The following is a 23460-nucleotide window of genomic DNA, read 5'->3' as shown; positions in this document are numbered from 1 at the left end:
TTGGTGGCGATGGCGGAAGGGTTCCACGCGTACCCATACCGAACACGACCGTTAAGCCTTCCAGCGCCGATGGTACTTGGACCGAAGGGTCCCGGGAGAGTAGGACGTCGCCAAGCGAAAAACCACTGTCGATGTAATCGATGGTGGTTTTTATTTGTTTTTATTGAAGTTTAGATGAAATGTAGAGTTAGAGATTGTCCGACTAATGATATTTGCTGCAGCGTGTTGTCAGCAGCATCTCTGTTATATAACATAATCATAAAATTGACGTAAACAGATGAAGATTTTGTTACCGATACCATGCCAAAAATCAGTATAATAGAATTAGGCATAAACGGGTAAGTGATTACCGATTTGCGCAGGCTGTAGGAAATAAGGCCTGATTGGAAGGTTCTCCATTAACCAACCAACTATGAATACTCATCTGGAGACCGGTTATTGTGGGGGAAGGAGGACAATTATATGTTGTGTAAAAGTGGTTTGCATGTGGCAGGGATGATCTGTGCGGTTACGATATTGTTGATCGGATCCGGATGTGGGGCATCCACAGAACCAAGCTGGAAAACCTTTGACGGCGCGGCGAATGTGAAGTCATTCCCGGTTCCGAAGGAAGCGAATAAAACGGAGCAAACCACAGGTAATAGTGACTTGGATTATGTACGGTATGCGCTTCCTGGCTTGAAGGAAGACGACAGCATTCCTGAAGCTTACCTGGAAGAGATTGAGTCATGGGGATGGAAGCAGAAGGAAGTTGAAGATAACGGTGCTTCGTTAGTATTTGAAAAAGGCAAAAGTATCGTCCACCTATCGGTGCATGACGATTTCCTTATAATCACGGTTCCGACTCAGCTTAAAAAACAAGTCATACAAGGATTGGAAAGCAATAAAGCAAATGAATAAAGACCTCTTTCCGACTTCGGAATGAGGTCTTTATTTAATTATGAAACGAAAAAGGATTTATAATGCTATGTAGTGATGGACGCAGAATTCTAATATTATTGCAGGTAGTAGGAGATGTCCTGTTCATTCATTTTCAACATGCCATCTTTACGCTGGCCGCTCAAACGCAGCATGGTATAGCCGCGTGGGAGAAGGAACCACAGATGCCAGAACAGAAGTGTGATCGCAAAAGGCAGCGGTGACCAGAAGGCCATGATAGCGCTTAAGACAATCCCTACCCAACAGGTATAGAACTGCACCAAATTAAATACGCGACGGCTGACGTGTTGATCCGGTATATAACCAAGCCAAGGCAACCTCAGACGGAAGCGCCAACGTTTCCGGTAGCTTGTTCCCAATAGGATGAGCACGGTATGCCCAACGACATACTGGATCCATAACATAAGCGGAAAGGCGATTAGCAGATAAAGCAGGAAATACGGTGATACCCAAAATGTCCCTGCAGCCGCAGCAAGCCAAGGCAGACTCAAGTAGAGGATGAGCAAGCTTTTGGAAATTTGGATTTTCTTAATTAATCGATAGTGATAAAAGGTGGCTTGACCATGTGGATCTGCCATTGGGCTATGCCGTCCCCCTTTAAGTAGAAGTGAATTTCGATAGACGAGAAGTTTAAGTCTTTTATGTTTTTATCGGACAAAATCATATTTTTATTAAGCTGAAAAAAAAGGTACAGACACAAGGCCACCAAGGGGTACATATAAATAAAGCGTAGACCGATATCCTATGAAAAGGTTTAAAATAATAGAAACTGTGTCATACTAATAGGAAAAGGATCAAGGTGGGATGGTTATGGAAGAATTGACCGAACACGTGTGTATCATATGCAATCAAACGAAGACAGAGGGGATTACCATTGTATCGCAATTCGTATGCGAGGAATGTGAATCCGAAATCGTTCATACCAGCGCGGAAGATGCCAAATATCATTTTTTCATCCGTCAATTAAAACAGATTGCCATGCCAAAAAATGCATAGATGCCGGTACACGCGTCAAATGGGCCTGAATGAGAGGCCTTTTTTTGTTTAGAGGGGATTTTCCGTTCATGGAGACGTAGGCGTAGGTTTCAAATTGCGTTAAAATAGGTTAGAGAATGTAATCCGAAGGGATATGTCGATGACTACACATAGAGAGCGTGCCCCACTTGCAGAGGCTTTAATGGGGTATCGGGAACGTGGGGCTTCATCGTTTCACGTACCTGGTCATAAAAATGGCAGGGCATATGCGGGAGAAGGTAATGCTACGGAGATGCTGCGAGAGGCCATGCGCATTGATGTGACGGAAATTACAGGGACCGATGATTTATTTCATCCTGAAGGCGTTATTCAGGAAGCACAGGAGCTGGCGGCAGATTGTTTTGGCGCAGAGGAAAGCTTCTTCCTGGTGGGCGGGAGTACGGCCGGCAATCTGGCGCTGATCCTGACAGTATGCCGCGAACCGGGGGATATTCTGCTCGTTCAGCGGAACGTACATAAGTCCGTCTTGAACGGATTGATGCTGGCCGGTGCACAGGCGGTATTTCTTCAGCCGGAGATGGACAAGCAGAGCGGTTTAGCCGTTGCTCCATCCGCAGCTACACTGGCAGCGGCTCTTGAGGCCTACCCTGAGGCCCGGGGCGCGATCATTACGATGCCGAACTACTACGGGATGGGGAGCGACTTAAGACCGCTCACGGATGCTTGCCATGAGCGAGGCATTCCACTGCTCGTGGATGAAGCGCATGGAGCTCATTACGGACAGCATTCCCAGCTGCCGATGAATGCTTTGTCATGCGGCGCGGACGGCGTGGTCCAATCCACGCACAAGATGTTAGCCGCGATGACGATGGGAGCCATGCTGCATGTACAGGGCGGGCTGCTCGACCGGAGCCTGCTGCGCCAGCGGCTGGCCATGGTGCAGAGCTCCAGCCCCTCGTACCCGCTCATGGCTTCGCTGGATCTGGCGCGGCGCCTGCTGCACACGCAGGGCGCTGGCGCCTTCACGGCTGGCCTGGCCGCCGTGGAGGCCTTCCGGCGCGGCCTCGCGAAGCTGCCGCGCTTCGGGCTGCTGCAGCCGCCGCAGCCCGGGGAACGCGCCGCGGGCACAGCCACTGCGGCGTATACCCACCAGGACCCGTTCAAGGCGGTCATTTATGACCGCACCGGGTCCCTGAGCGGGTATGCACTCCAGCGCGCACTAGAGGCGCGCGGCTGTGTGCCGGAGATGAGCGACGAGCTGCACGTCGTCTTATTGTTTACGCTGGGATCGACTCGGGAAGATGCGAATCACGTCTTATGGGCTCTTGTGCATATTGTAGAGCAGGGGGAGAAGACAGAAGGGATCGGAACCGAACCAGGCACTACGGCAGAGAGCACGGAATTCCTGATCCGGACATTTCGGGATCAGGGGGATTTCACGAGTTATGAGCCGCTAATGGCCCACGGGAATATGGATTCCAATGATTCGGATGTCGGTGCTAACTTGTTAACTGAAGCAAAACGGATTTTCGATGTTTCCACGTGGAACAATTTGTCCTCGGAGATTCCTTATTCGGCCCTAATTCCTTTCTCACTTAGGCCGATTGAGAGGGAGAGGTTGGAATCGGTGCCCTTAGAGAAGAGTGCTGGTCGAAAGGCAGCAGAGATGGTTATTCCCTATCCACCAGGTATACCGATCTTATACTCCGGTGAAGACATCTCAGCGGGAATGGAACAGAGGCTTATGGGATTAAGGAATGCGGGGGCAAAATGCCAGGGGATATCCGATCCGACGCTGCAAACCATTGTCGTTTATAAGGAAACGTGAAGGAAGGGACTCCACTATACGTTGGTATATCTACCGGAGCGTATAACTTTGAGCTCCATGATCAACAAATGATGAAAGCAGGATACGCTATGAATAATCGCAGACCACTATTTATTACCATCGAAGGAGGAGACGGATCCGGTAAAACGACCATGATGGGCAGACTCGCCGCCTTTATGCAGAATCATTCGATCCCGTATCTGATCACACGCGAACCCGGCGGTATTGAGATTGCGGAGAAGATCCGCTCCATTATTCTCGATCCGGAGCATACCGCGATGGATGCACGGACAGAAGCATTGTTGTATGCGGCAGCCCGCCGCCAGCATCTTGTGGAGAAGGTGGAGCCGGCTTTGAGTCAGGGCTTGACTGTTCTGTGTGACCGATTCGTGGACAGTAGTCTGGTTTACCAGGGATATGCACGCGGACTGGGCATGGAGGAGGTATGGGACATCAATCAATTTGCGATCGATACCCGCATGCCGGATCTAACGCTGTTGTTTGATGTGGAGCCGAAGATTGGCATGTCACGGATCACGGCGAATGCAAACCGGGAAATGAATCGGCTGGATATGGAGACCATGGCATTTCATGAGAAAGTTAGGGAAGGCTATCTATTGGTAGCAGAGCGTAATCCGGATCGAATTCGCATCGTGGATGCTTCCAAGACGCCGGCTCAGGTGGAAAGAGAAATGATTCGTCACTTGGAAGACGCGATATTAAAGGATTTTTGAGGTTGTTTGTCAAATAAGTAGTGTTAAGGACATACGATGTCCAAATAAACAAGGAGGGTTTACCATGAAATTGATTGTTGCGATTGTCCAGGATAAAGATAGCAACCGTCTCTCCGCCGCATTGGTCAAAGCTAATTTTCGGGCAACAAAGCTTGCAAGTACAGGCGGCTTCCTGAAGGCGGGGAACACCACCTTTATGATCGGGGTAGACGATTCACAGGTTGAAAGTGTGCTCAGCGTCATTCGCACAAGCTGTAAGGTTCGTGAACAGCTGGTCACTCCGGTAACCCCTATGAGTGGTACAACCGATTCCTACTTGCCGCTTCCTGTCGAAGTTCAGGTTGGTGGCGCAACGGTGTTTGTTCTCCCTGTAGAACGATTCGAGCATTTCTAAATTCATTTTCTGGATCTGCGATAGATACGTAACGGATGTTTTTATTGGGATATTTGACGGCTGTGTTCTCCTATAACCAAAGTCTTCTGAACCACTTCTGTATCATAATAAAAATAGTTACCGTAGATCGCCGCACTCGGGAGATGATCTTAATAGATGGATGAATTGGATGGATTCCGGATAATCGTCCCATTTATTGATAATTGTCAGTGAATCGCTTGACAAGTAGTCCATTTCAAGGTACGTTCACGTGAGGCACAGGTTTGTTCGATATGAACGTACCGGATGCCTCCGTTTTATTAGATGCAAAGAATAACGCAATAGGCGGTGGATTCAGGTGAAGATCAATCCGGGCTTTCGGCCCATGAAAAGTGAACTCACGGTGCCGGATGGCAACGCCAGACCGATTCAGAAGCGATCGTTCTCGGATATGATGCAGCAGCAGGGAGATCGTGCAACCCATGAAGAGCTGAGTCGTCAAATGCGTGAAATTGCAATGCAAGGGGATCGTTTGGCAAAGGCGATGACCGTTCGCGAGCTAAAAGCGTATAAATTGATGGTTCGCCGATTCCTGGAGGAGACGGTACGCCGCGGTGTGAAAATGAAGGAAACGCGCGGCTGGGACCGCCGGGGACGCGGCAAGCGTTATAATGTAATCGATGAAGTCGATTCTGCGCTGCTCGCGATGGCGGATGAACTGCTGGATACGGAGCAGGGGAGAATCGATCTGCTGAACCGAGTTGGTGAAATTCGCGGCATGCTGATCAATCTTGTATTCTAGCCGCAAGAAGCAAGGGATCGTATCGTGATTCATGATTGCTTCGTAATGGAGGGTCATGAGGGATTGATAGAAAGTGAGGACTTATGTCTTTTAATGATATCGTAGGTCAAGAGACTGCGAAGCAACTGCTGCAAAATGCCTTGCGCCGTAATGCGGTCAGTCATGCCTATCTGTTTAGCGGCCCGAGTGGTGCCGGACAGATGCAGACGGCGCTTACGTTTGCCAAGGCTTTGTTTTGTACGGAACTTGAGGACGATGCCTGCGGTCAGTGTTTGGAATGCCGCAAGGTAGATCATGGCAACCATCCCGACCTTACGTTGGTTGAGCCTGATGGAGCCAGCATTAAGATCGATCAGATTCGTGATCTTCAGCGTATATTCTCCTATCGATCGGAGAACCGCAATCCTAAGGTTTATATCATTGACCGGGCGGAGAAGATGACCACCCAGGCAGCCAACAGCCTGCTAAAATTTCTGGAGGAACCGCAAGCACCGGCTGTAGCTATTCTGATTGCCGAGAACGGACAAGCCCTTCTGCCCACCATTCAATCGAGATCCCAGCAGGTTCCATTTCGGGCTTTAGATCCGCAGATGATGGAGAAGGTTCTTGTAGGGGAGGGTTATCCTGCCGCACTTGTACGCTGCGCAGTTCATCTTTCGTCAGGACTTGATGAGTGCAGGAAAATATTGAGTGAGAATTGGTTTGCAGAAATTAGAAACGTAGTGTTACAATTAGGGAAGGAGTCTTTGAACCGCAGTGGCTCTGCGATCATCACAGCGAGTCAAAAAGTGTTCAAAACCGAGCTCTCAGATCATCTGGACCTATTGTTCAGTATGTTTCATTTATGGTTTAAGGACATGATCCATGTCCAGTATGGAAGGAAAGAGTCTCTCGTTTTCATAGATCAGGCAGAGTATATCTCTGGTCATGCATCAACCCGCAGCACAGCACAGTGGGTGTCATACATGGATTTGGCCGCAGAGTGTCAGAAGAAGTTACGCTATAATGTCAATGGACAGCTCAGTTTAGAGCAGTTATTGATGGGTTTGGGCGGTAACACTCCGGCGTGAGCACACCCCCAGGCCCGCAGAATGGCCATTATGTACAGGCACAAGGGGGTTTATTTTTGTACAGTGTAGTAGGTGTCCGCTTTAAGAAAGCGGGCAAAATATATTACTTTGATCCGCTCGACCTGCCCGTGGAGAAGGAACAATCCGTCATTGTGGAAACCGCGAGAGGCATTGAGTATGGTCAAGTTGTGATAGGAAAGAAGGAGGTCGGTGAATCAGACGTTGTCCTTCCGCTTAAGAAGGTCATTCGGATCGCTGGTGATTCTGATGCCCGTGTGGTTGAAGAGAATAAACAAGCGGCAAAGGATGCATTCACCACCTGTTTAAATAAAATTCGGGATCACGAACTGAAAATGAAGCTGGTTGATGTGGAATTTACCTTTGACCGCAACAAAATCATTTTCTACTTCACGGCGGAAGGCCGTGTGGATTTCCGTGAGCTGGTCAAGGATCTGGCCAGTATATTCCGTACAAGAATCGAACTTCGCCAGATTGGAGTTCGCGATGAAGCGAAAATGCTCGGCGGTCTTGGACCTTGCGGACGCGTACTGTGCTGTTCCTCATGGCTTGGTGATTTTGAGCCGGTATCGATCAAGATGGCAAAGGATCAAAGCCTATCGCTCAATCCGACCAAAATTTCCGGGCTATGCGGAAGATTGATGTGCTGCCTGAAGTTTGAGCATGATAATTATGAAAGCGTGAAAGAAGAGCTTCCATCCGCTGGGAAAATGGTCGTCACTTCGCTTGGAGAAGGCAAAGTAGTCGGACTGAATGCGGATAAGCGGACGGTTCATGTTCAGCTGTTTGAAATTGGAAAGGTGAAAGAACTTCCAATGGATGACGTTGTCATCAAATAGTCCAATAGAATGTTTATTTTCGGGGTGTAGACTTGGAGAAGAAAAACATTTTTGTGCTCATTCAAGAGTTGGAAACACAGATGGGACATATACACAGTGAACTGGGTGGACTTAAGCTGGTCATCAAGGAACTGCTGGAAGAGAACCATCGCCTCAGTCTTGAAAATGAACAGCTCCGGAAAATTTTAAAGCGGGAAGTCAATCCGGCAGAATTGGAAAACCCAGTGGCTTTACAACCTCAGCCTCATGTGAAGGATGAGGAACATGAAGATGTGGTCGGCGAGGGGTATGACAACCTGGCTCGACTGTATCATGAAGGCTTCCACATCTGCAATGTCTATTATGGACATCTGCGGACGGAAGGGGATTGCCTGTTCTGCTTGTCATTTTTGAATAAATAAGAAGCCGTAGGAGAAACTGCCTACGGTTTTTTTCTAGAATGGAAAGGTTATACTGTAAGGATCGCGATTGAAAAATACCATACGGCTGCTTGTCATGCAATGTGAAGAGCAGCCTTTTGTGTATTCATTTTATCGGGTACTATGTAGAGAGCCGATACACCAGAAGCGCGTGTTTGGAATTATGGAGATAAAGGGTTGAAACTATGAACTTGAAAGAAGTGTTATTGCAACCATCCGAGCGAATTGATGATCTGCTTACCCATGAGCTTGGCATTATCCAGAGTGAGGAGGTATTCAGCTTTTCCATGGACGCCGTCCTGCTTGCCAGGTTTGCCAGCATTCCGCGCAGGGGGCGTATTTTGGATATGTGCACGGGGAACGGGGTTGTTCCGATCCTGCTGTCGACTCGTACAGGCGCGCCGATCGAGGGGATTGAGATTCAGCCCAGACTTGCGGACATGGCCAGGCGGAGCGTCGAGATGAATGATCTCCAGGATCAGATCACGATCCATGAGGGAGATCTGCGGGAACTGTACAAGAAAAAAGGGTATGGAGCGTACGACCTGATTACGGTCAACCCGCCTTATATGCCGATGAATGGCAGCGATTTGAAGCTGAATGAGCACCAGGCGATTGCCAGGCATGAAATTCACTGTACGCTTGAGGAAGTGATGGAATCCTGTGCAAGGCTGCTTCGCCAAGGCGGGAAGATGAGCATGGTCCACAAGCCTCTACGGTTGGCGGAGATCATTACGCTGATGAGCAAATACCGGATTGAGCCCAAAGTCATCCGATTTGTCCATCCGCGCGTGAATATGGAAGCGAACATGGTGCTTATCGAGGGGATTCGGGACGGGAAGCCTGAGGTTCGGCTGAAGCCCCCGCTAATCGTGTATGATGAGCAAGGAAACTACGGACCGGATTTTATGGAAATTTACTACGGAACACATAAGGATGAGACGAAAGAATGAGAAATCTTGTGCAGCAAAGTTATGCCGATCAGGGAGAGGGAAGTCCGGGTTCCCTGTATTTGGTGGCAACGCCGATCGGTAATTTGGAGGATATGACCTATCGCGCCGTGCGCATCCTACAGGAATGCGATATTATCGCGGCAGAGGATACACGGCAGTCACGAAAGCTGCTGACCCATTTCGAAATTCCGGCTAAACCGCTGTTTAGTTATCACGAGCATAATAAGGCGGCCAGCGGACCCGAAATCATACGTTATATAATAGAAGGAAAAAATGTGGCACTCGTCAGCGACGCCGGTCTGCCGGCGATTTCGGACCCTGGCAGTGATCTGGTTTCACTTGCGATTGAAGCAGGAATTTCGGTTATTCCGATCCCGGGGGCCAATGCCGCCCTTTCCGCCTTAATCGTGTCGGGTTTGCCGACCGAACGGTTTACGTTTATCGGCTTTTTGCCGCGGGAGCGTAAAGATATTATCCAGCAGCTGCAAGCATTGCAATCGGCGCAGGGAACGTTATTATTTTATGAATCTCCGCATCGCGTGAAAAAGACCCTGGAGATCCTTCAGGAGGTACTGGGAAATCGGAAGGTGACCTTGGCTCGTGAACTGACCAAGCGCTATGAGGAATTCTTGCGTGGAAGCATCTCCGAATGTCTGGACTGGCTCGCGGAGCATCCGCCATTGGGAGAATATTGTTTGGTGGTTGAAGCCGGCAGTGCAGAAGAGGAGCTTAGAGAGAAAAATGCCTGGTGGCAGGAGCTTTCGCTGGAGGAGCATATGGAACATTATGAGCGGGAAGGACTAAGCCGCAAGGATGCCATGAAAAAAACCGCGGGTGATCGCGGTGTATCGAAGCGGGATATATATAACGCGCTCCTGACGGAGTCGTAATAAAATAACTTGGCGCAGGGGGATAACAAAATAGCCCCACAAAGTGGGGCCTATGCTTCGATGCGTATTCCAATTACTTTGCGGGGACCCCAAAACATATAAATGCGATTAAAGAATTGCTTACGCTTCGCTGTAAACTTATACACTTTAATCTCAAAAAAAAGACCCTCCTGCGGCCGGGTTCATAGCCGAGGAAGGCACCAAGGAGATATGAAAAAGGTTAGAATTAACAAAATGTAATAATGCTATTATATACTAAAAATCTTAATTTGTCACAGGTGTAGGGATTTCCGAGATACATTCATGGCAAACAATTTTACCTTTGAAGTAAGTGACATTCTCAGCGTTACCACAGAAGATGCAGGCAGGCTCATATTTCTTAAGCATGATGCGTTCGCCGTCTACATAAATCTCCAATGCATCTTTCTCACCAATTCCAAGCGTACGGCGTAACTCGATCGGAATGACGACCCGTCCAAGCTCATCGACTTTCCTTACAATTCCTGTTGATTTCATCATAACTTATAAATGCCCCTCTCGCCATAATTTAAAAAAGTCATAATTCGACATAGTTCTAGTTTTTATGTTATTTATAGTACCAACGATTCCCAAAACAGTCAACCTATATTTTTGAAAAATCGGAACCTATTTACGAAAGTATAGTGAACAGAACCCTTGTATAGCAACGTAATTACCATAATCGATCCAATTTTTACTGTGATTTTCGATTTGTCGATTTGGAAAGCGTAATTTTACCTTATTCGACATGGTTCGACATTAGATGTCAAAAGAAGTGTTTATCGGTTAATACCCAAATCGAAACGATAAGGAGTTGAGATGGAATGCATTCACCAATTTCGGAAGAAAAAGTGTTTAAGGATCCCGTCCACAATTATATTCATGTGCAAGACGATATCATATGGCGATTAATTGATACCCCGGAATTCCAGCGGCTCCGCCGGGTGAGGCAGCTTGGGACCTCATTTCTGACCTTTCACGGGGCTGAACACAGCCGATTCTCCCATTCACTGGGAGTCTATGAAATTACGAGAAGAATCATCTCTCAATTTGAACGAAGGGGATACTCCGATTGGCCAGTCGAGGAAAGGCAGGTTGCGCTCTGCGCGGCCCTGCTGCATGATGTGGGGCATGGACCTTTTTCCCATTCTATAGAAGAAGCCTTTCATATGAATCACGAGGATTGGACATGCCGAATTCTGCTTGGGGATACTTGCGTCAATCAGGTACTGCGGGAGCTCGGAGCGGATTTCCCCGAGAAAGTGGCTTCGGTTATTAACAAAACCTACGATAAACCGATCGTGATAAACCTGGTCACTAGTCCGCTGGATGCAGATCGGATGGATTATTTGCTAAGGGATGCGTATTATACGGGGGTTAATTATGGAACGATTGATATTGACCGGATCTTGCGGATGCTGCGGCCATACCGGGATCGGGTCGTTGTAAAGGAATCAGGCATGCACGCCGTGGAGGATTACCTGATGTCACGGTATCAGATGTACTGGCAGGTATATTTTCATCCCGTCACGCGAAGCTCCGAGATCATCCTGCGCCAAATCTTCCGCCGGGCAAAAGAACTGCATGACAGCGGGTATGCTTTCCGGTTCATGGTAGAGCCGCTTCCTGCGTTGTTTGCAGGCCATATTGACGTGAATCAATACCTGCGTCTTGATGAAGCCCTGATTCAAACCTCCTTTCTGCAATGGACGGAGGAAGAAGACAAGCTTCTTAGCGAATTATGCGGCCGTTTCATGCACCGAAAGCTCTACAAATATGTAGAAATCGACAATATCGATCTGGAAACCATCGACGGGATACGCCAAGCGTTCCGTACCGTGGGATTACATCCGGAATATGACCTGGAGATTGATTTTCCAACCGATCTTCCTTATGATAAAGTTCATTCCGATATGCCGCTTAACGAGAAACAGATTCTGCTTCTGGATCGGCATGATGAGCTGAAGGAAATCTCGGAGGTATCCGATATTGTACGCTCGATCAGCGGCATTCATAAAGGACGGTACCATCTTTATTATCCGGAGGAGAAGGTGGGTCCGCTGCTGGCTCAAATGCCGGAGAAGATAGCCGGTGTTTTCAAACAACAACATTAACCCAGTGGGAATAACAACGCTTGGTGCATTTGTAATTTAACCAACTAATGGAAGATATACGACACAGAAACGACAGGAAGGAGAGTGTGATTATTATGCTGTTCGACACGCACACTCATATGGACGCTCCCCAATTCGACGAAGACCGGGAAGCGGCTATCCAGCGGGCGCTTGAAGCCGGCGTCACCAGGATGATCAATATCGGATTTAACCGGGAGACGATCCCGACCACGATGAAGCTGGCAGAGACTTATGATTTTATTTACGCGGCGGTGGGCTGGCATCCTGTAGATGCGATTACCATGGAGGATCAGGATCTCGATTGGATCGCTGCTTTATGCAGTCATGAGAAAGTGGTGGCAATCGGCGAGATCGGTTTGGATTATTATTGGGATACATCCCCGAAAGAAGTCCAGCACCGTGTGCTTCGACGTCAGATCGGACTTGCCCGGGAGTTGAACATGCCCATTGTCATTCATAATCGGGATGCGCATGAAGATATCGTTAACATTTTGCGGGAGGAAAAAGCCTCCGAAGTCGGCGGTGTCATGCATTCCTTCTCCGGAAGCTGGGAAACGGCCAAAATGTGCTTGGATATGGGATTCCATATCTCATTTGGCGGGCCGATTACGTTCAAGAATGCGAAGCAGCCCAAAGAGGTTTTGGCACAGGTTCCGCTTGATCGATTATTGATCGAAACGGACGCGCCTTACCTGACACCCCATCCCTTCCGCGGAAAACGAAATGAGACCGCATATGTAAAATTGGTGGCGGAGGCGGCAGCCGAAATTCGAGGGTTGTCCTATGAGGAATTGGCCCAAATTACCACCAAAAATGCACTGGAACGATTTGGCATTTAACGAAAACGAGAGCAAAAGCAATGAAAAAGAGAGCAATCGCGATTAATTAAAGTTTTTTAATCAGAAAAGGCGTTGATATTACAATATTTTAACCTTTTACATGAGAAAATGTGGTTGAATGTTGCTTTACAACCTGCATGTAAACAGGATATCATCTTTTCAGTGATAAGAAGCTGTGATGTGCAGATCGCAGCCGAATATTTCATGAACCGTCTCGCTTAATCTCCGAAATTCTGGAGAACGGGGGAACCGATACTGCAGTGCATACTGGTCTGAATGCACGAAGCTGTATTTGATTTCTTTTTCGGGTCTTTGGGGTGAATTTGAAGGATCTCGCCATGAGCGGGTATCCGGATATAGGGCGTCTCTCTTACGTCCGAACCCGACAGCTAACTCCGTAAGCGAAATAAGAGGGGAAATCTCGTGCATACCATTTCCATGATTTCATTCATCAGGAAGCCACGTTAGAGCCTCTAGTACTCTTTCAATGGCTTTCTTTTATTTTTGAATAATGGAGAAGGGATCATCATACTCTTGGTAAACAGGAGGTGATGGCAGATGGACGGAAGACGGGAATTGACGCAGGGTGTAGATAGATAGCAGGATGCCCTGTGAGAAAAATTGCTATAGTCACGTCAAATGCATTCATGCGTTTACCTAGACGGCGGGACTATGAAGGAGGATGGAATAGTGGGCATTTTTCAACCTGAAGAAACCCATGAATCACAATCATCCAGCATGTCTTACGCATTGAGATGGAAGCATGACAATTTGCGTCAACTGATGTTGCTCGGCGCCATGGGTGCCGTTACGGTATCACTTCTCATATCGTTGGTTGTACATGATCAGGCAGGCAAGGAGGTTCAGCTTGTCGTCGACGGCCGGGTCACTACGGTGGAAACACGTGGATCGTTGCTGCAGGAATTGCTGGATGAGCAAGCGATCACGTTGAGTCCCCAGGATCAGATTTCGATGCCTCTGAACGGCGCGATCCAGGACGGAGACCGAATTATCATTGAACGGGCAATTCCAGTCAAAGTTACGGTAGGCAGCACAACCAAAACCATATTTACATCCCAGGATACGGTTGATCATGTACTCAAAGAGGCTGGCGTTACGATCCAGGGTGAAGATATAGTACAACCGTCGCAAGACACGAAGCTGACCAGCAATATGAATATCCATGTCGTTCGCGTCACGAAACAAAAAGTCAAGGAGACGGAAGACCGCGAATTCCGCGTGATCAAGACAGCCGACCCATCGCTTGAAAAGGGCGATAACCGCGTCATTCAGCGGGGCGAGCCTGGTCTCATGGTGAACCATTACGAGAAGGTCTACCACAATGGCAAGCTGGTTTCCAAGACGAAGGTCTCCCAAGAGATTGAGCGCAGAACGAAGGATAAAATCATTGCCGTAGGCACGAAAAAAGTGGAGAAGCCTGTTATCGTTCAGGCGGCAGCCACCGATGTAAAAGCTACACCGGCTAAATTGTCGGGCACGAAAAAAGTAACGACCGCCAAGGCTGTGGAGAACAATGTAGTCTCCCGCGCAGGCGTTGATTTTAAATACAAGAAGGTATTGAACAACGTGTCGATGACGGCGTATTCCGCCGAGCAGCAAGGAATCGGTACGCGCACCGCATCCGGCACACGCGTTACTGAAGGGCGCACCATCGCCGTTGACCCTAACATCATCCCAATCGGATGGTGGGTCTATATCGAAGGCATTGGCTTCCGTCGTGCTGAAGATACGGGCGGTGCCATCAAAGGCAACAAAATCGATGTTTATTACGATTCGTTGAAATCGGCCATGAATTTCGGCCGGAAGAGCGGCCGCACCGTTTACGTGATCGGTCCGGTTAAGCCTGAGTTGAACTAAACGCATGAATTCCAGATTTACATTGCCATTCTAATGCTATACTATTTAGCTTATAATATATGATGATCAAGAAGAGGGAATATTTCCTCTTCTTTTGTTTTGTTAAGAACGGAGTATTTAAGGCTAAGTTGGTTGAACCTTAAAGTTGTACAGGCCTGCTTTGCTTGGGAAGGAAGAGAACGAACGCATGATTAAAGAAGTGATTGTTGTGGAAGGCAGAGACGATACCGTTGCCATTAAACGGGCCGTAGATGCCGATACGATCGAAACGGGCGGTTCAGCGATCAACAAGCAAATCCTGAAACGCATAGCGCTTGCCCAGGAGCGCAGAGGCGTTATTATATTGACAGATCCTGACCATGCAGGGGAGCGGATCCGCAAAATCGTGGATCAGGGGGTGCCTGGCTGCAAGCATGCCTTTATTCCCGAAGCAGATGCTACCCGCAAAGGGGATATCGGCGTGGAGAATGCCTCGCCAGAGGCGATACGGCGTGCGCTCGAGCGGGTTCATACCTCCTTTGAGGGTGGAGAGAGCCTGATCAGCTTGGAGGACATGCTGGAGGCTGGATTATCAGCGCACCCGGAGGCGGCGGCAAGACGTATGGCGATGGGAAATCTGCTGGGGATCGGATATTGCAACAGCAAGCAATTCCATAAACGATTGGCCATGTTTCAAATATCGCGTGAAGAATTTCTGGCCGCACTTGCACAACTGGAAGAAGGGGGCGTAAGCCAATGAATCGGATCGAGGATATATCAACACCAAGACGGACGAAGGAGATCATCTCACGGCATGGATTCTCCTTCAAGAAGAGTCTGGGTCAAAACTTTCTCATTGATCAGAATATTCTGTATAAAATTGTGGAAGCTGCAGGACTGGATGAAGATAAGGGAGCTCTTGAGATCGGTCCTGGTATCGGTGCATTAACCGAGAAGCTGGCACAGACGGCAGGAACCGTCACCGCGGTCGAAATTGATCAGCGCCTGATTCCCATCCTGAGGGAGGTCCTGGAGCCCTATGAGAATGTGAAGGTGCATCATGGGGATGTACTGAAGGTCGATCTTCATGAGCTGTTCCGTCAGGATTTCGCGGACGTATCGAAGGTAAGTGTGGTTGCCAATCTGCCGTATTATGTTACGACGCCGATTCTCATGAAGCTGCTGGAGGAAAAGCTGCCGCTGGAGAATATCGTGGTGATGATTCAGAAAGAAGTGGCAGAGCGGATGGCAGCGGCACCGGGAAGCAAGGATTACGGCAGCCTTAGTATTGCCGTTCAATATTACAGTGAACCTAAGCTGGTCTGTATTGTGCCGCACACGGTGTTTATCCCGCAGCCGAATGTCGCATCGGCGGTTATCCGCCTGGCGGTCCGGGAACAGCCTCCTGTCAGCGTAGAAGACGAAGGGTTCTTCTTCGAGGTGGTCCAGGCTTCTTTCGCACAGCGGAGGAAGACGATTGCCAACAATCTGAAGAGCCGGTTTTTTCCGGGAGAAGGCCGTGAACGGCTGGAACAATTGCTCCAGCAAGCGGGCATCGAGCCCTCACGGCGCGGTGAGACCCTGAGTATTGAAGAGTATGCCCGGCTTAGCAACATATTGTACAATGCGGATATACGTTAATACAGCCATTAGAGAGCCCATAAGACCCGTTAAGGTCTCAACGCGATAAATTGATGTTTCGTAAGAACCAATAGTCACAGTGGCCCATACCATAGGGTAGGGGTGATGTTGTGATGAACTTGGGAGACTTGGTCGTTCGTAAATCCTACGGCGGCGATGTAACGTTCCGGGTAGAAGGCATGCGGCAAAATAATAATATTGTCATCAAAGGGACGGAATTCCGGTTACTGGCCGATGCTCCCGCTGATGATCTGGTCACGGTCCCGCATCCCACCTTAAGCGAACGAACAAAGCAGGCACAGATCAAAGCCAATGAGTCGCTGGACCGCCTGCAGAAGCACAGACAGGAGCAGGGCGAGCGTCAACTGGCGAGCCTGCGCAATATTGAAGGCGGACAGCTTGCGGATAAAGGTTATTTTGACGTGCCGGGCAAGGTGCTGCATTTGGATGGAGATCCCCAATACCTGAAAAAGAGTTTGACCTTGTACAATCAGCTTCGGGTCCCAGCGGAAGGCCATTATATCAATGAGTCGGGGATGGCCGATTCATTATATCGTCTTCTTCCGCGGGTAAGACCTGATATCGTTGTAATTACAGGTCATGATGGTGTTCTGAAGAGACGACAGCCATACGATTTATTTAGCCTGGACAGCTATAAGAATTCACACAACTTTGTTACGGCCATTCAGGTAGCGCGTCAATATGAGCGCAATCTGGATTCCCTGGTCATTGTAGCCGGGGCGTGCCAATCGCATTTTGAAGCGCTGCTGCAGGCTGGAGCCAATTTTGCCAGCTCACCAGGGCGAATCCTCATCCATGCGCTGGATCCCGTCTACGTCGCCGCCAAGGCAGCCTATACGTCGGTCAGGGATACCGTGAACATCCATGATGTCGTTCATCATACGATCAGCGGCAGCCAGGGCGTGGGCGGAATCGAGACGAGAGGCAGCTACCGGATCGGCCTGCCCAAGCTTCAGGATTTGTCCACGTTGAAGGTTACGCCTTCGGTTAGTTAAGTCCGTACTGTGTTCTGAAGGTGGCGTATCGGCCATTGGAGAAAGACCCGAGAAGAACCCCACAAGCTGGGGTTTTTTATTTTTTGTTTCAATTCTTTAAGAAAGTTGTCAAAAAAAATACATAAAGCTTGTCAATTTAGCGCATATTAAAGCAAATGCACACGAGAAATACAGGGTCAAAAAAAATACGTTGACAATATATTTTTGATGCTGATATAATTAATGTTTTTGAATTGACAAATGACTGAATCTTTTGTATAATGGACAAGGAAAGAGGTGGTCGTCGACAATGGCTAAAAACGCGCTGTTGGAAATCAAACGCAGTCTCGATGCCCATTTAGGGCAAAAAATTACGCTTCGGGCTAACGGTGGCCGTCGGAAGACCGTCGAGCGTACTGGTGTTTTGGAAGAAACGTACCCTTCTGTTTTCATTGTGAAGCTGGATCAAGACCAGCAAACTTTTAAACGTGTGTCCTACAGTTATGCCGATATTCTGACCGAAACCGTGGAAATCATGGTAACCGGTGATGACAACGAGATGCGAATCACCTATATCAAGTCATAACGATATGTCATGAGAGAGCAGTCTCCACTTACAGGGAGGCTGTTTTTTGTTGCCATCGATCCGGGGGGAATGACAAGAGGGGGTTGAACACATACTAAGGCTGCGCGAAGGCTTCTTCATCCGTTCCATATGCGGTGATGGAGGTTAAGCTTGCAGGGTTCTTAAAAAAAGCCACTGCATCGCGCCGGATGCTGTTCATGCCATACTCAATACATTTTCCAAGGAGGCGGGATTGATGAGCAGGAGAAGACGAGGCATCATGTCCGATCAATTGAAGACCGAATTGGCTAAGGAATTGGGATTCTACGATACCGTGGAAAAAGAAGGCTGGGGAGGCATTAAGGCCAAGGATGCCGGCAACATGGTAAAACGGGCGATTGAGCTCGCCGAGCGGGCAGCCCGCAAATCCGATCTGTAACAGAAAGACCATAACGCGGCAGGGGCTTCCGGTTAAGCGGAAGCCCCTGTTTGTTTACCCCCATCAAACGGTCCCATGACTTCAAAGCCTGAGTTTGTTAATATAGAGGCATTAGATGTTTTTCCTCGAATATGTTAAGTTCAAGCATATGGGAAAAGCTAAGGATAGGTGAACGTTCTTGAAAATATACGAAAAAGCACCGGCCAAAATCAATTTGATGCTGGATGTACTTCATAAACGTCCTGACGGCTTCCATGAGGTAGAGATGGTCATGACGATGATCGACCTCGCCGATCGGCTCGAAATGTCCGAACAGAAGCGGGACACCATCATCATCACCTCACAGGCAGGGTACATACCGCTGGACGAGAAGAATTTGGCCTTTCAGGCAGCAAGACTAATCAAAGAGCGCTACGACGTGAAAAAGGGTGTGCATATTCACCTGGACAAAAAAATCCCCGTTGCCGCGGGACTCGCAGGAGGCAGCAGTGATGCAGCGGCAACACTGCGAGGCTTGAACCGCCTCTGGGGACTGGGCATTCCCCAGCAGGAGCTGCTCGCACTCGGCGCAGAGCTTGGCTCGGATGTGCCGTTCTGCGTAACGGGCGGCACCGCACTGGCTACGGGGCGCGGCGAGATACTCACGCCGATCCCGAACCCGCCGCAGTGCTGGGTGATCGTGGCGAAGCCGCCGATCAATGTGTCGACGGCGGAAGTGTACGGCCGTTTGCGCAGCGAGCAAATTCAGCGCCATCCATCGGCAGAGCGCATGGTAGAAGCGCTCACGCAAGGAAGTTTCCAGCAGATGTGCCAATCGCTGGGTAACGTGCTGGAGGAGGTTACGTTGAAGATGCACCCGGAAGTTCAGCAGCTGAAGGAAGGAATGCTGAAATTGGGAGCTGACGGTGCGCTCATGTCCGGAAGCGGCCCTACCGTCTTCGGCCTGGTCTCCAAGGAATCCAAAGTAGCCCGGATTTATAACGGCCTGCGGGGATTCTGCAAGGAGGTATATGCCGTTCGCCTGCTGACTTAGAAACGGTTATGTTTGACAATTCGGGGTCGAATTTCAAACAAAGTTGTATAAATACGTACAAAGGTGTTATATTTAACATATAATATTCGGATTTAGCGAGGAACCCTAGGTGAAAAAATTAAAACGAAGCGAACGATTGGTTGATATGACCCAATATTTACTATCTAAACCGCATACGCTGATTCCGCTGACAACGTTCGCCGAGCGATATGGAGCAGCCAAGTCATCCATCAGTGAGGATTTGGCGATCATTAAGGACGTGTTCGAGAGCGAGGGACTCGGAGAGCTTCAGACGCTGGCCGGCGCAGCGGGAGGAGTCAGATACATTCCGAAGCTGCGCAAAGATCATGCCTTGCGGTTTGCGGAGGAGCTGTGCCAGCAGCTTCAGCAATCGGATCGGATTCTGCCGGGCGGTTATTTATACATGTCTGATCTGCTCGGACAACCTTCGCTGATGAACGAGGCGGGCAAGATCATTGCCACGGCGTTCTCTGACCGGGATATCGATGTGGTCATGACCGTGGAAACCAAAGGAATTCCGCTGGCCTATGCGACAGCGGCGCAATTGAACTTGCCGGTCGTACTAGTTCGCCGGGACCATCAAGTGACGGAAGGATCGGCCGTAAGCATCAATTATGTATCGGGCTCACACAAGAGCATCCATACCATGTCATTATCCCGCCGGGCGCTCAAGGAGCGCTCCCGCGTGCTGATTGTGGATGATTTCATGAAGGCAGGCGGTACCATTCAAGGAATGGTCGATCTGCTGGGTGAATTTAATGCCGAAGTCGCAGGTGTCGGTGTGCTGGTGGAGTCGGGAGCGGTGGAAACCGAGGAAAGACTACTGGAGGACTATATTTCACTGGCCATCTTAAGCGATGTGGACTCCAAAACGAAGAGAATTACCGTCAACCCTGGTAATTATTTCGAATAATAGAGTCGCGATATTTGTCGATATAATAGCGTTTTCATTCGAATTAGCCCGAAGTCTGTCGAAAATATCACATTCTAAAAAAAATTCCTGTTTTTAGGACATTTTGTATTAGAAAAAAGAAGGATTTCTGGTTTGCTGTGTGGAATTATACACCAAGTCTCTGATGGAAAAAGGTGGTGAACACATATGCAAATTACGGATGTCAGACTCCGCCGTGTTAACTCTGAGGGGAGAATGAAGGCAATCGCATCCATTACCATCGATAATGAATTTGTCGTTCACGACATTCGCGTCATCGACGGAAACAATGGAATGTTTGTTGCAATGCCGAGCAAACGCACTCCTGATGGAGAATTCCGCGACATTGCCCATCCCATTTCTTCCGGTACTCGCGAGAAAATTCAATCGGCTGTCTTGGCCGAGTATGAGCGAGCGGCTACTGAAGAAGAAGTGATTGAAGAAGGCGCTTAAGATTTACAATTGGGGTTCAAGGAAAAGAGAGCCATACCTGTGGCTCTCTTTTCTTTTTTTGTAGAATGATATATATTCAGTAGTGAGTTCAAGAGGAGGAGGCATGGCCCTTGAAAAGATTTGCTATTGTGCTCGCCGCTGGGCAGGGCAAACGTATGAAATCCAAACTATATAAAGTGCTGCATCCTGTTTGTGGCAAGCCGATGGTCGGACATGTATTACAAACCGTACAGCAGGTAAACTGTGAACGGAGTGTTGTGGTCGTAGGCCACGGCGCGGAAGCGGTTCGCACCTATCTGCAAGACGCAGCCGAGTATGTACTGCAGGAGCAGCAGCTCGGAACGGGTCACGCTGTGAAGCAAGCCAAGGAATTACTTGGCGGCGAAGAGGGATCCACGATTGTCATTTGCGGGGATACTCCGCTGGTGACGTCCGAGACACTGGAGAATCTTTTGAAGCTTCATGAAAGCAACAATGCTGCCGCTACGGTGCTTACCGCGCATATGGATAACCCGAAAGGCTACGGCCGGGTCATTCGAGGCGAGGATGGCAGCGCACTTCGGATTGTTGAGCAGAAAGATTGCAGTCCGGAAGAGGACGCAGTCACTGAAATTAATACCGGTACCTATTGTTTTGACAATAAAAAGCTATTCGCTGCACTGGACAATGTAACCAACCAGAATGCGCAGCAGGAATATTACCTGACCGATTGCATCGGTATTCTGAAACAAGCCGGCGAGACCGTGCTTGCTTATCAGACGGATGATTACGCGGAATCGATTGGCGTCAACGACCGCCTGGCGCTGTCCGAAGCCGAAGGCTTCATGAGAGAGCGTATCAACCGCACGCACATGTTGAACGGTGTTACGATCATTGATCCGGCTTCAACCTATATCGGAGCCGATGTTAAGATTGGTTCAGATACGGTGCTCTATCCCGGTACCATCCTGAAAGGGAACACGGTGATCGGTGAAGATTGCGTGATCGGACCGGATACCGATATCGAGGACTCCGTTATCGCGGATGGTGCCAGCGTCAAACATTCGGTGCTCAGCAGCGCTGAAGTCGGCTCTCGGACCTCGGTAGGACCGTTTGCTTATCTTCGTCCAGGCGCCAAGCTGGGGGATGATGTAAAGGTGGGCGACTTCGTCGAAGTGAAGAACGCCACGATTGATAACGGCTCTAAAGTATCCCATCTCAGTTATGTTGGTGATGCCAAAGTCGGCAAAAACGTTAATATCGGCTGTGGTGCGATTACAGTCAACTATGATGGTTATAATAAGTCCATTACCGAAATTGAAGATGATGCATTTATCGGCAGTAATGTGAATTTGATTGCACCGGTGAAAGTGGGCAAGGGCGCATTTATTGTTGCAGGCTCTACCATTACGCATTCCGTTTCGGACAATGATCTGGCCATCGCCAGACAGCGTCAGGAGAACAAGCCAGGGTATGCAGAGAAGATCCGGGCACGCGCCATCGCCAAGAAGAACAAGAAATCGTAATTATCCCTGCTTCCTTTAACCAAGATATGAAGCGGTGATCGGATACCTAATTCAACGAACCAGCACGGAGGGTTTTTATTCTATGACTTATCTTGATTCTAAATTAAAAATATTCACGTGTAATTCCAATCCTAAACTTGCCCATCAAATCGCCGATTATATCGGCATTCCGATGGGGGAATCGCATACAACCAGCTTTAGCGACGGCGAGATTCAAGTAAAGCTCTCCGAGAGCGTGCGGGGCTGCCACGTTTATATTGTGCAGTCTACTTGTTTGCCGGTGAATGATAACCTGATGGAACTGCTGGTTATGGTGGATGCGCTCAAGCGGGCATCTGCGAAGAGCATCAACGTGGTTATTCCGTATTACGGATATGCTCGTCAAGACCGCAAAGCGCGTTCGCGGGATCCGATCACCGCTAAGCTGGTTGCGAACCTGATCGAAAAAGCAGGAGCTCATCGCGTCATTACGATGGACCTGCATGCGATGCAGATTCAGGGATTTTTCGATATTCCGGTGGATCATCTGCTCGGCGTGCCGATTCTTGCCCAATATTTCCGTTCAAAGCAGATCGAGAACCCGGTCGTTGTATCTCCGGATCACGGCGGTGTGGTTCGCGCGAGAAAGCTTGCTGATTTCCTGAATGCGCCGCTGGCGATTATTGATAAACGCCGCCCGGAGCCGAATGTCAGTGAAGTCATGAACATTATCGGGAATATCGAAGGCAAGACCGCCATTCTAATCGATGACATTATCGATACCGCCGGTACGATTGTGCTGGGTGCCAATGCGTTGATGGAAGGTGGCGTAAAGGAAGTCTACGCGTGCTGTACACATCCGGTTCTCTCGGGCCCTGCCCATGAGCGACTGGAAAACTCCCCGCTGAAGGAAGTTGTTGTAACAGACACCATTCCGATCACCAATCCGAACCCTAGCAGCAAGCTGACAGTGTTGTCGGTTGCTCCGTTAATGGGTGAAGCCATCATCCGGGTTCATGAGGAATTGTCGATTAGTAAATTGTTTGAAATAGAATAATAAACCGTGTAAAGGCAGGGTTACATCTCCTCATGAGGAAATGTAACCCTTGTCGGCTATGGCGACTTTGCTGCTTAGGGGTTTAGCAAGAGCAGGTGAACAGCCAGAAAGAAAACGTTTTCATAATTTCGGCCTGTTAATGCGGCACAGGC

General features: G+C 48.9%; 26 protein-coding genes, 1 rRNA gene and 1 riboswitch. Of the genes, 25 read left to right on the top strand and 2 right to left on the bottom strand.

Features of this window, described 5'->3' with window-relative positions; translation table 11 throughout:
* Positions 1-116: ribosomal RNA gene (gene rrf, locus OHJ21_RS32855) — 5S ribosomal RNA — on the top strand.
* A gap of 346 nt (positions 117-462) precedes the next feature.
* Positions 463-900 carry a hypothetical protein gene (locus OHJ21_RS32850; protein ID WP_100541667.1) on the top strand — a complete coding sequence of 146 codons (438 nt, stop codon included), beginning with the start codon at positions 463-465 and terminating at the stop codon, positions 898-900.
* 95 nt (positions 901-995) lie between these two features.
* On the opposite strand, the gene OHJ21_RS32845 is transcribed toward OHJ21_RS32850, so the two are convergent.
* A complete protein-coding gene (locus tag OHJ21_RS32845) occupies positions 996-1517 on the bottom strand; it encodes a hypothetical protein (protein ID WP_100541666.1) in 522 nt (173 codons plus the stop codon).
* A 232-nt stretch (positions 1518-1749) separates the two neighbouring features.
* On the opposite strand from OHJ21_RS32845, the gene OHJ21_RS32840 reads away from it, so the two are divergent.
* From OHJ21_RS32840 to rsmI, 10 genes are all read left to right on the top strand, one after another.
* Positions 1750-1935 (top strand): sigma factor G inhibitor Gin, encoded by a 186-nt coding sequence (locus tag OHJ21_RS32840; RefSeq protein WP_071221101.1) that lies wholly within the window; start codon positions 1750-1752, stop codon positions 1933-1935.
* A gap of 139 nt (positions 1936-2074) precedes the next feature.
* Positions 2075-3742, top strand: a complete 1668-nt coding sequence (locus OHJ21_RS32835) for an aminotransferase class I/II-fold pyridoxal phosphate-dependent enzyme (RefSeq protein WP_486022394.1) — start codon at positions 2075-2077, stop codon at positions 3740-3742.
* Between the two features lie 89 nt (positions 3743-3831).
* Positions 3832-4476 carry a dTMP kinase gene (gene tmk / locus OHJ21_RS32830; RefSeq protein ID WP_326116286.1) on the top strand — a complete coding sequence of 215 codons (645 nt, stop codon included), beginning with the start codon at positions 3832-3834 and terminating at the stop codon, positions 4474-4476.
* A 64-nt stretch (positions 4477-4540) separates the two neighbouring features.
* Complete coding sequence (locus OHJ21_RS32825) at positions 4541-4870, top strand: cyclic-di-AMP receptor (RefSeq protein WP_006207400.1); 330 nt, start codon at positions 4541-4543, stop codon at positions 4868-4870.
* A 337-nt stretch (positions 4871-5207) separates the two neighbouring features.
* The gene (locus OHJ21_RS32820; protein ID WP_100541663.1) at positions 5208-5651 is read left to right on the top strand and encodes a YaaR family protein; all 444 of its coding nucleotides are present in this window, start codon (positions 5208-5210) and stop codon (positions 5649-5651) included.
* 83 nt (positions 5652-5734) lie between these two features.
* The gene (gene holB, locus OHJ21_RS32815; protein WP_100541662.1) at positions 5735-6721 is read left to right on the top strand and encodes a DNA polymerase III subunit delta'; all 987 of its coding nucleotides are present in this window, start codon (positions 5735-5737) and stop codon (positions 6719-6721) included.
* Positions 6722-6777: 56 nt separating this feature from the next.
* The gene (locus OHJ21_RS32810; RefSeq protein WP_071221096.1) at positions 6778-7578 is read left to right on the top strand and encodes a PSP1 domain-containing protein; all 801 of its coding nucleotides are present in this window, start codon (positions 6778-6780) and stop codon (positions 7576-7578) included.
* A gap of 32 nt (positions 7579-7610) precedes the next feature.
* Positions 7611-7979 carry a DNA replication initiation control protein YabA gene (yabA, locus tag OHJ21_RS32805; protein ID WP_009591928.1) on the top strand — a complete coding sequence of 123 codons (369 nt, stop codon included), beginning with the start codon at positions 7611-7613 and terminating at the stop codon, positions 7977-7979.
* 203 nt (positions 7980-8182) lie between these two features.
* Entirely contained in the window at positions 8183-8950 is a 768-nt protein-coding gene (locus OHJ21_RS32800) for a tRNA1(Val) (adenine(37)-N6)-methyltransferase (RefSeq protein WP_486022391.1), read from the top strand.
* Positions 8947-9840, top strand: coding sequence for a 16S rRNA (cytidine(1402)-2'-O)-methyltransferase (gene rsmI, locus OHJ21_RS32795; protein WP_394059690.1), 894 nt, complete (start codon positions 8947-8949; stop codon positions 9838-9840). Before OHJ21_RS32800 ends, rsmI begins: the two co-directional genes overlap by 4 nt.
* Positions 9841-10104: 264 nt before the next feature.
* On the opposite strand, the gene OHJ21_RS32790 is transcribed toward rsmI, so the two are convergent.
* Entirely contained in the window at positions 10105-10359 is a 255-nt protein-coding gene (locus tag OHJ21_RS32790) for an AbrB/MazE/SpoVT family DNA-binding domain-containing protein (protein ID WP_006207408.1), read from the bottom strand.
* 323 nt (positions 10360-10682) lie between these two features.
* On the opposite strand from OHJ21_RS32790, the gene OHJ21_RS32785 reads away from it, so the two are divergent.
* The 13 genes from OHJ21_RS32785 to OHJ21_RS32725 all read left to right on the top strand — a co-directional run bounded on the left by OHJ21_RS32785 (position 10683) and on the right by OHJ21_RS32725 (position 23308).
* Positions 10683-11972, top strand: coding sequence for an HD domain-containing protein (locus OHJ21_RS32785; RefSeq protein WP_100541659.1), 1290 nt, complete (start codon positions 10683-10685; stop codon positions 11970-11972).
* Positions 11973-12064: 92 nt separating this feature from the next.
* Positions 12065-12832 carry a TatD family hydrolase gene (locus OHJ21_RS32780; protein ID WP_207797563.1) on the top strand — a complete coding sequence of 256 codons (768 nt, stop codon included), beginning with the start codon at positions 12065-12067 and terminating at the stop codon, positions 12830-12832.
* 205 nt (positions 12833-13037) lie between these two features.
* Positions 13038-13252, top strand: a riboswitch (cyclic di-AMP (ydaO/yuaA leader).
* Positions 13253-13522: 270 nt separating this feature from the next.
* On the top strand, positions 13523-14710 hold the full coding sequence (locus tag OHJ21_RS32775) for a resuscitation-promoting factor (protein WP_326116291.1): 1188 nt from the start codon (positions 13523-13525) through the stop codon (positions 14708-14710).
* A gap of 187 nt (positions 14711-14897) precedes the next feature.
* Positions 14898-15449 (top strand): ribonuclease M5, encoded by a 552-nt coding sequence (gene rnmV / locus OHJ21_RS32770; protein WP_100541656.1) that lies wholly within the window; start codon positions 14898-14900, stop codon positions 15447-15449.
* Positions 15446-16330, top strand: a complete 885-nt coding sequence (gene rsmA, locus OHJ21_RS32765) for a 16S rRNA (adenine(1518)-N(6)/adenine(1519)-N(6))-dimethyltransferase RsmA (protein ID WP_326116292.1) — start codon at positions 15446-15448, stop codon at positions 16328-16330. Before rnmV ends, rsmA begins: the two co-directional genes overlap by 4 nt.
* 113 nt (positions 16331-16443) lie before the next feature.
* The gene (gene yabG, locus OHJ21_RS32760; RefSeq protein ID WP_326116294.1) at positions 16444-17346 is read left to right on the top strand and encodes a sporulation peptidase YabG; all 903 of its coding nucleotides are present in this window, start codon (positions 16444-16446) and stop codon (positions 17344-17346) included.
* Positions 17347-17635: 289 nt separating this feature from the next.
* Positions 17636-17911, top strand: coding sequence for a biofilm formation stimulator Veg (gene veg, locus OHJ21_RS32755; RefSeq protein WP_006207415.1), 276 nt, complete (start codon positions 17636-17638; stop codon positions 17909-17911).
* A 235-nt stretch (positions 17912-18146) separates the two neighbouring features.
* Complete coding sequence (locus OHJ21_RS32750) at positions 18147-18329, top strand: small, acid-soluble spore protein, alpha/beta type (RefSeq protein WP_486022387.1); 183 nt, start codon at positions 18147-18149, stop codon at positions 18327-18329.
* 178 nt (positions 18330-18507) lie between these two features.
* Positions 18508-19362 carry a 4-(cytidine 5'-diphospho)-2-C-methyl-D-erythritol kinase gene (gene ispE, locus OHJ21_RS32745; protein ID WP_100541653.1) on the top strand — a complete coding sequence of 285 codons (855 nt, stop codon included), beginning with the start codon at positions 18508-18510 and terminating at the stop codon, positions 19360-19362.
* 109 nt (positions 19363-19471) lie between these two features.
* Positions 19472-20296, top strand: a complete 825-nt coding sequence (gene purR / locus OHJ21_RS32740) for a pur operon repressor (protein WP_100541652.1) — start codon at positions 19472-19474, stop codon at positions 20294-20296.
* Between the two features lie 186 nt (positions 20297-20482).
* A complete protein-coding gene (gene spoVG, locus OHJ21_RS32735; protein WP_006207419.1) occupies positions 20483-20767 on the top strand; it encodes a septation regulator SpoVG in 285 nt (94 codons plus the stop codon).
* Between the two features lie 110 nt (positions 20768-20877).
* Positions 20878-22272, top strand: a complete 1395-nt coding sequence (gene glmU, locus OHJ21_RS32730) for a bifunctional UDP-N-acetylglucosamine diphosphorylase/glucosamine-1-phosphate N-acetyltransferase GlmU (protein ID WP_394059688.1) — start codon at positions 20878-20880, stop codon at positions 22270-22272.
* An 82-nt stretch (positions 22273-22354) separates the two neighbouring features.
* On the top strand, positions 22355-23308 hold the full coding sequence (locus OHJ21_RS32725) for a ribose-phosphate diphosphokinase (protein WP_006207421.1): 954 nt from the start codon (positions 22355-22357) through the stop codon (positions 23306-23308).
* Positions 23309-23460 lie beyond the last annotated feature (152 nt).

The sequence above is a fragment of the Virgibacillus sp. LDC1 genome (genome assembly GCF_025792345.1).
Classification (GTDB): Bacteria; Bacillota; Bacilli; order Paenibacillales; family Paenibacillaceae; genus Paenibacillus_AQ; species Paenibacillus_AQ lautus.
Note: the sequence above shows the minus strand (reverse complement) of the source record. Positions and strands in the feature narration are given on the sequence as shown.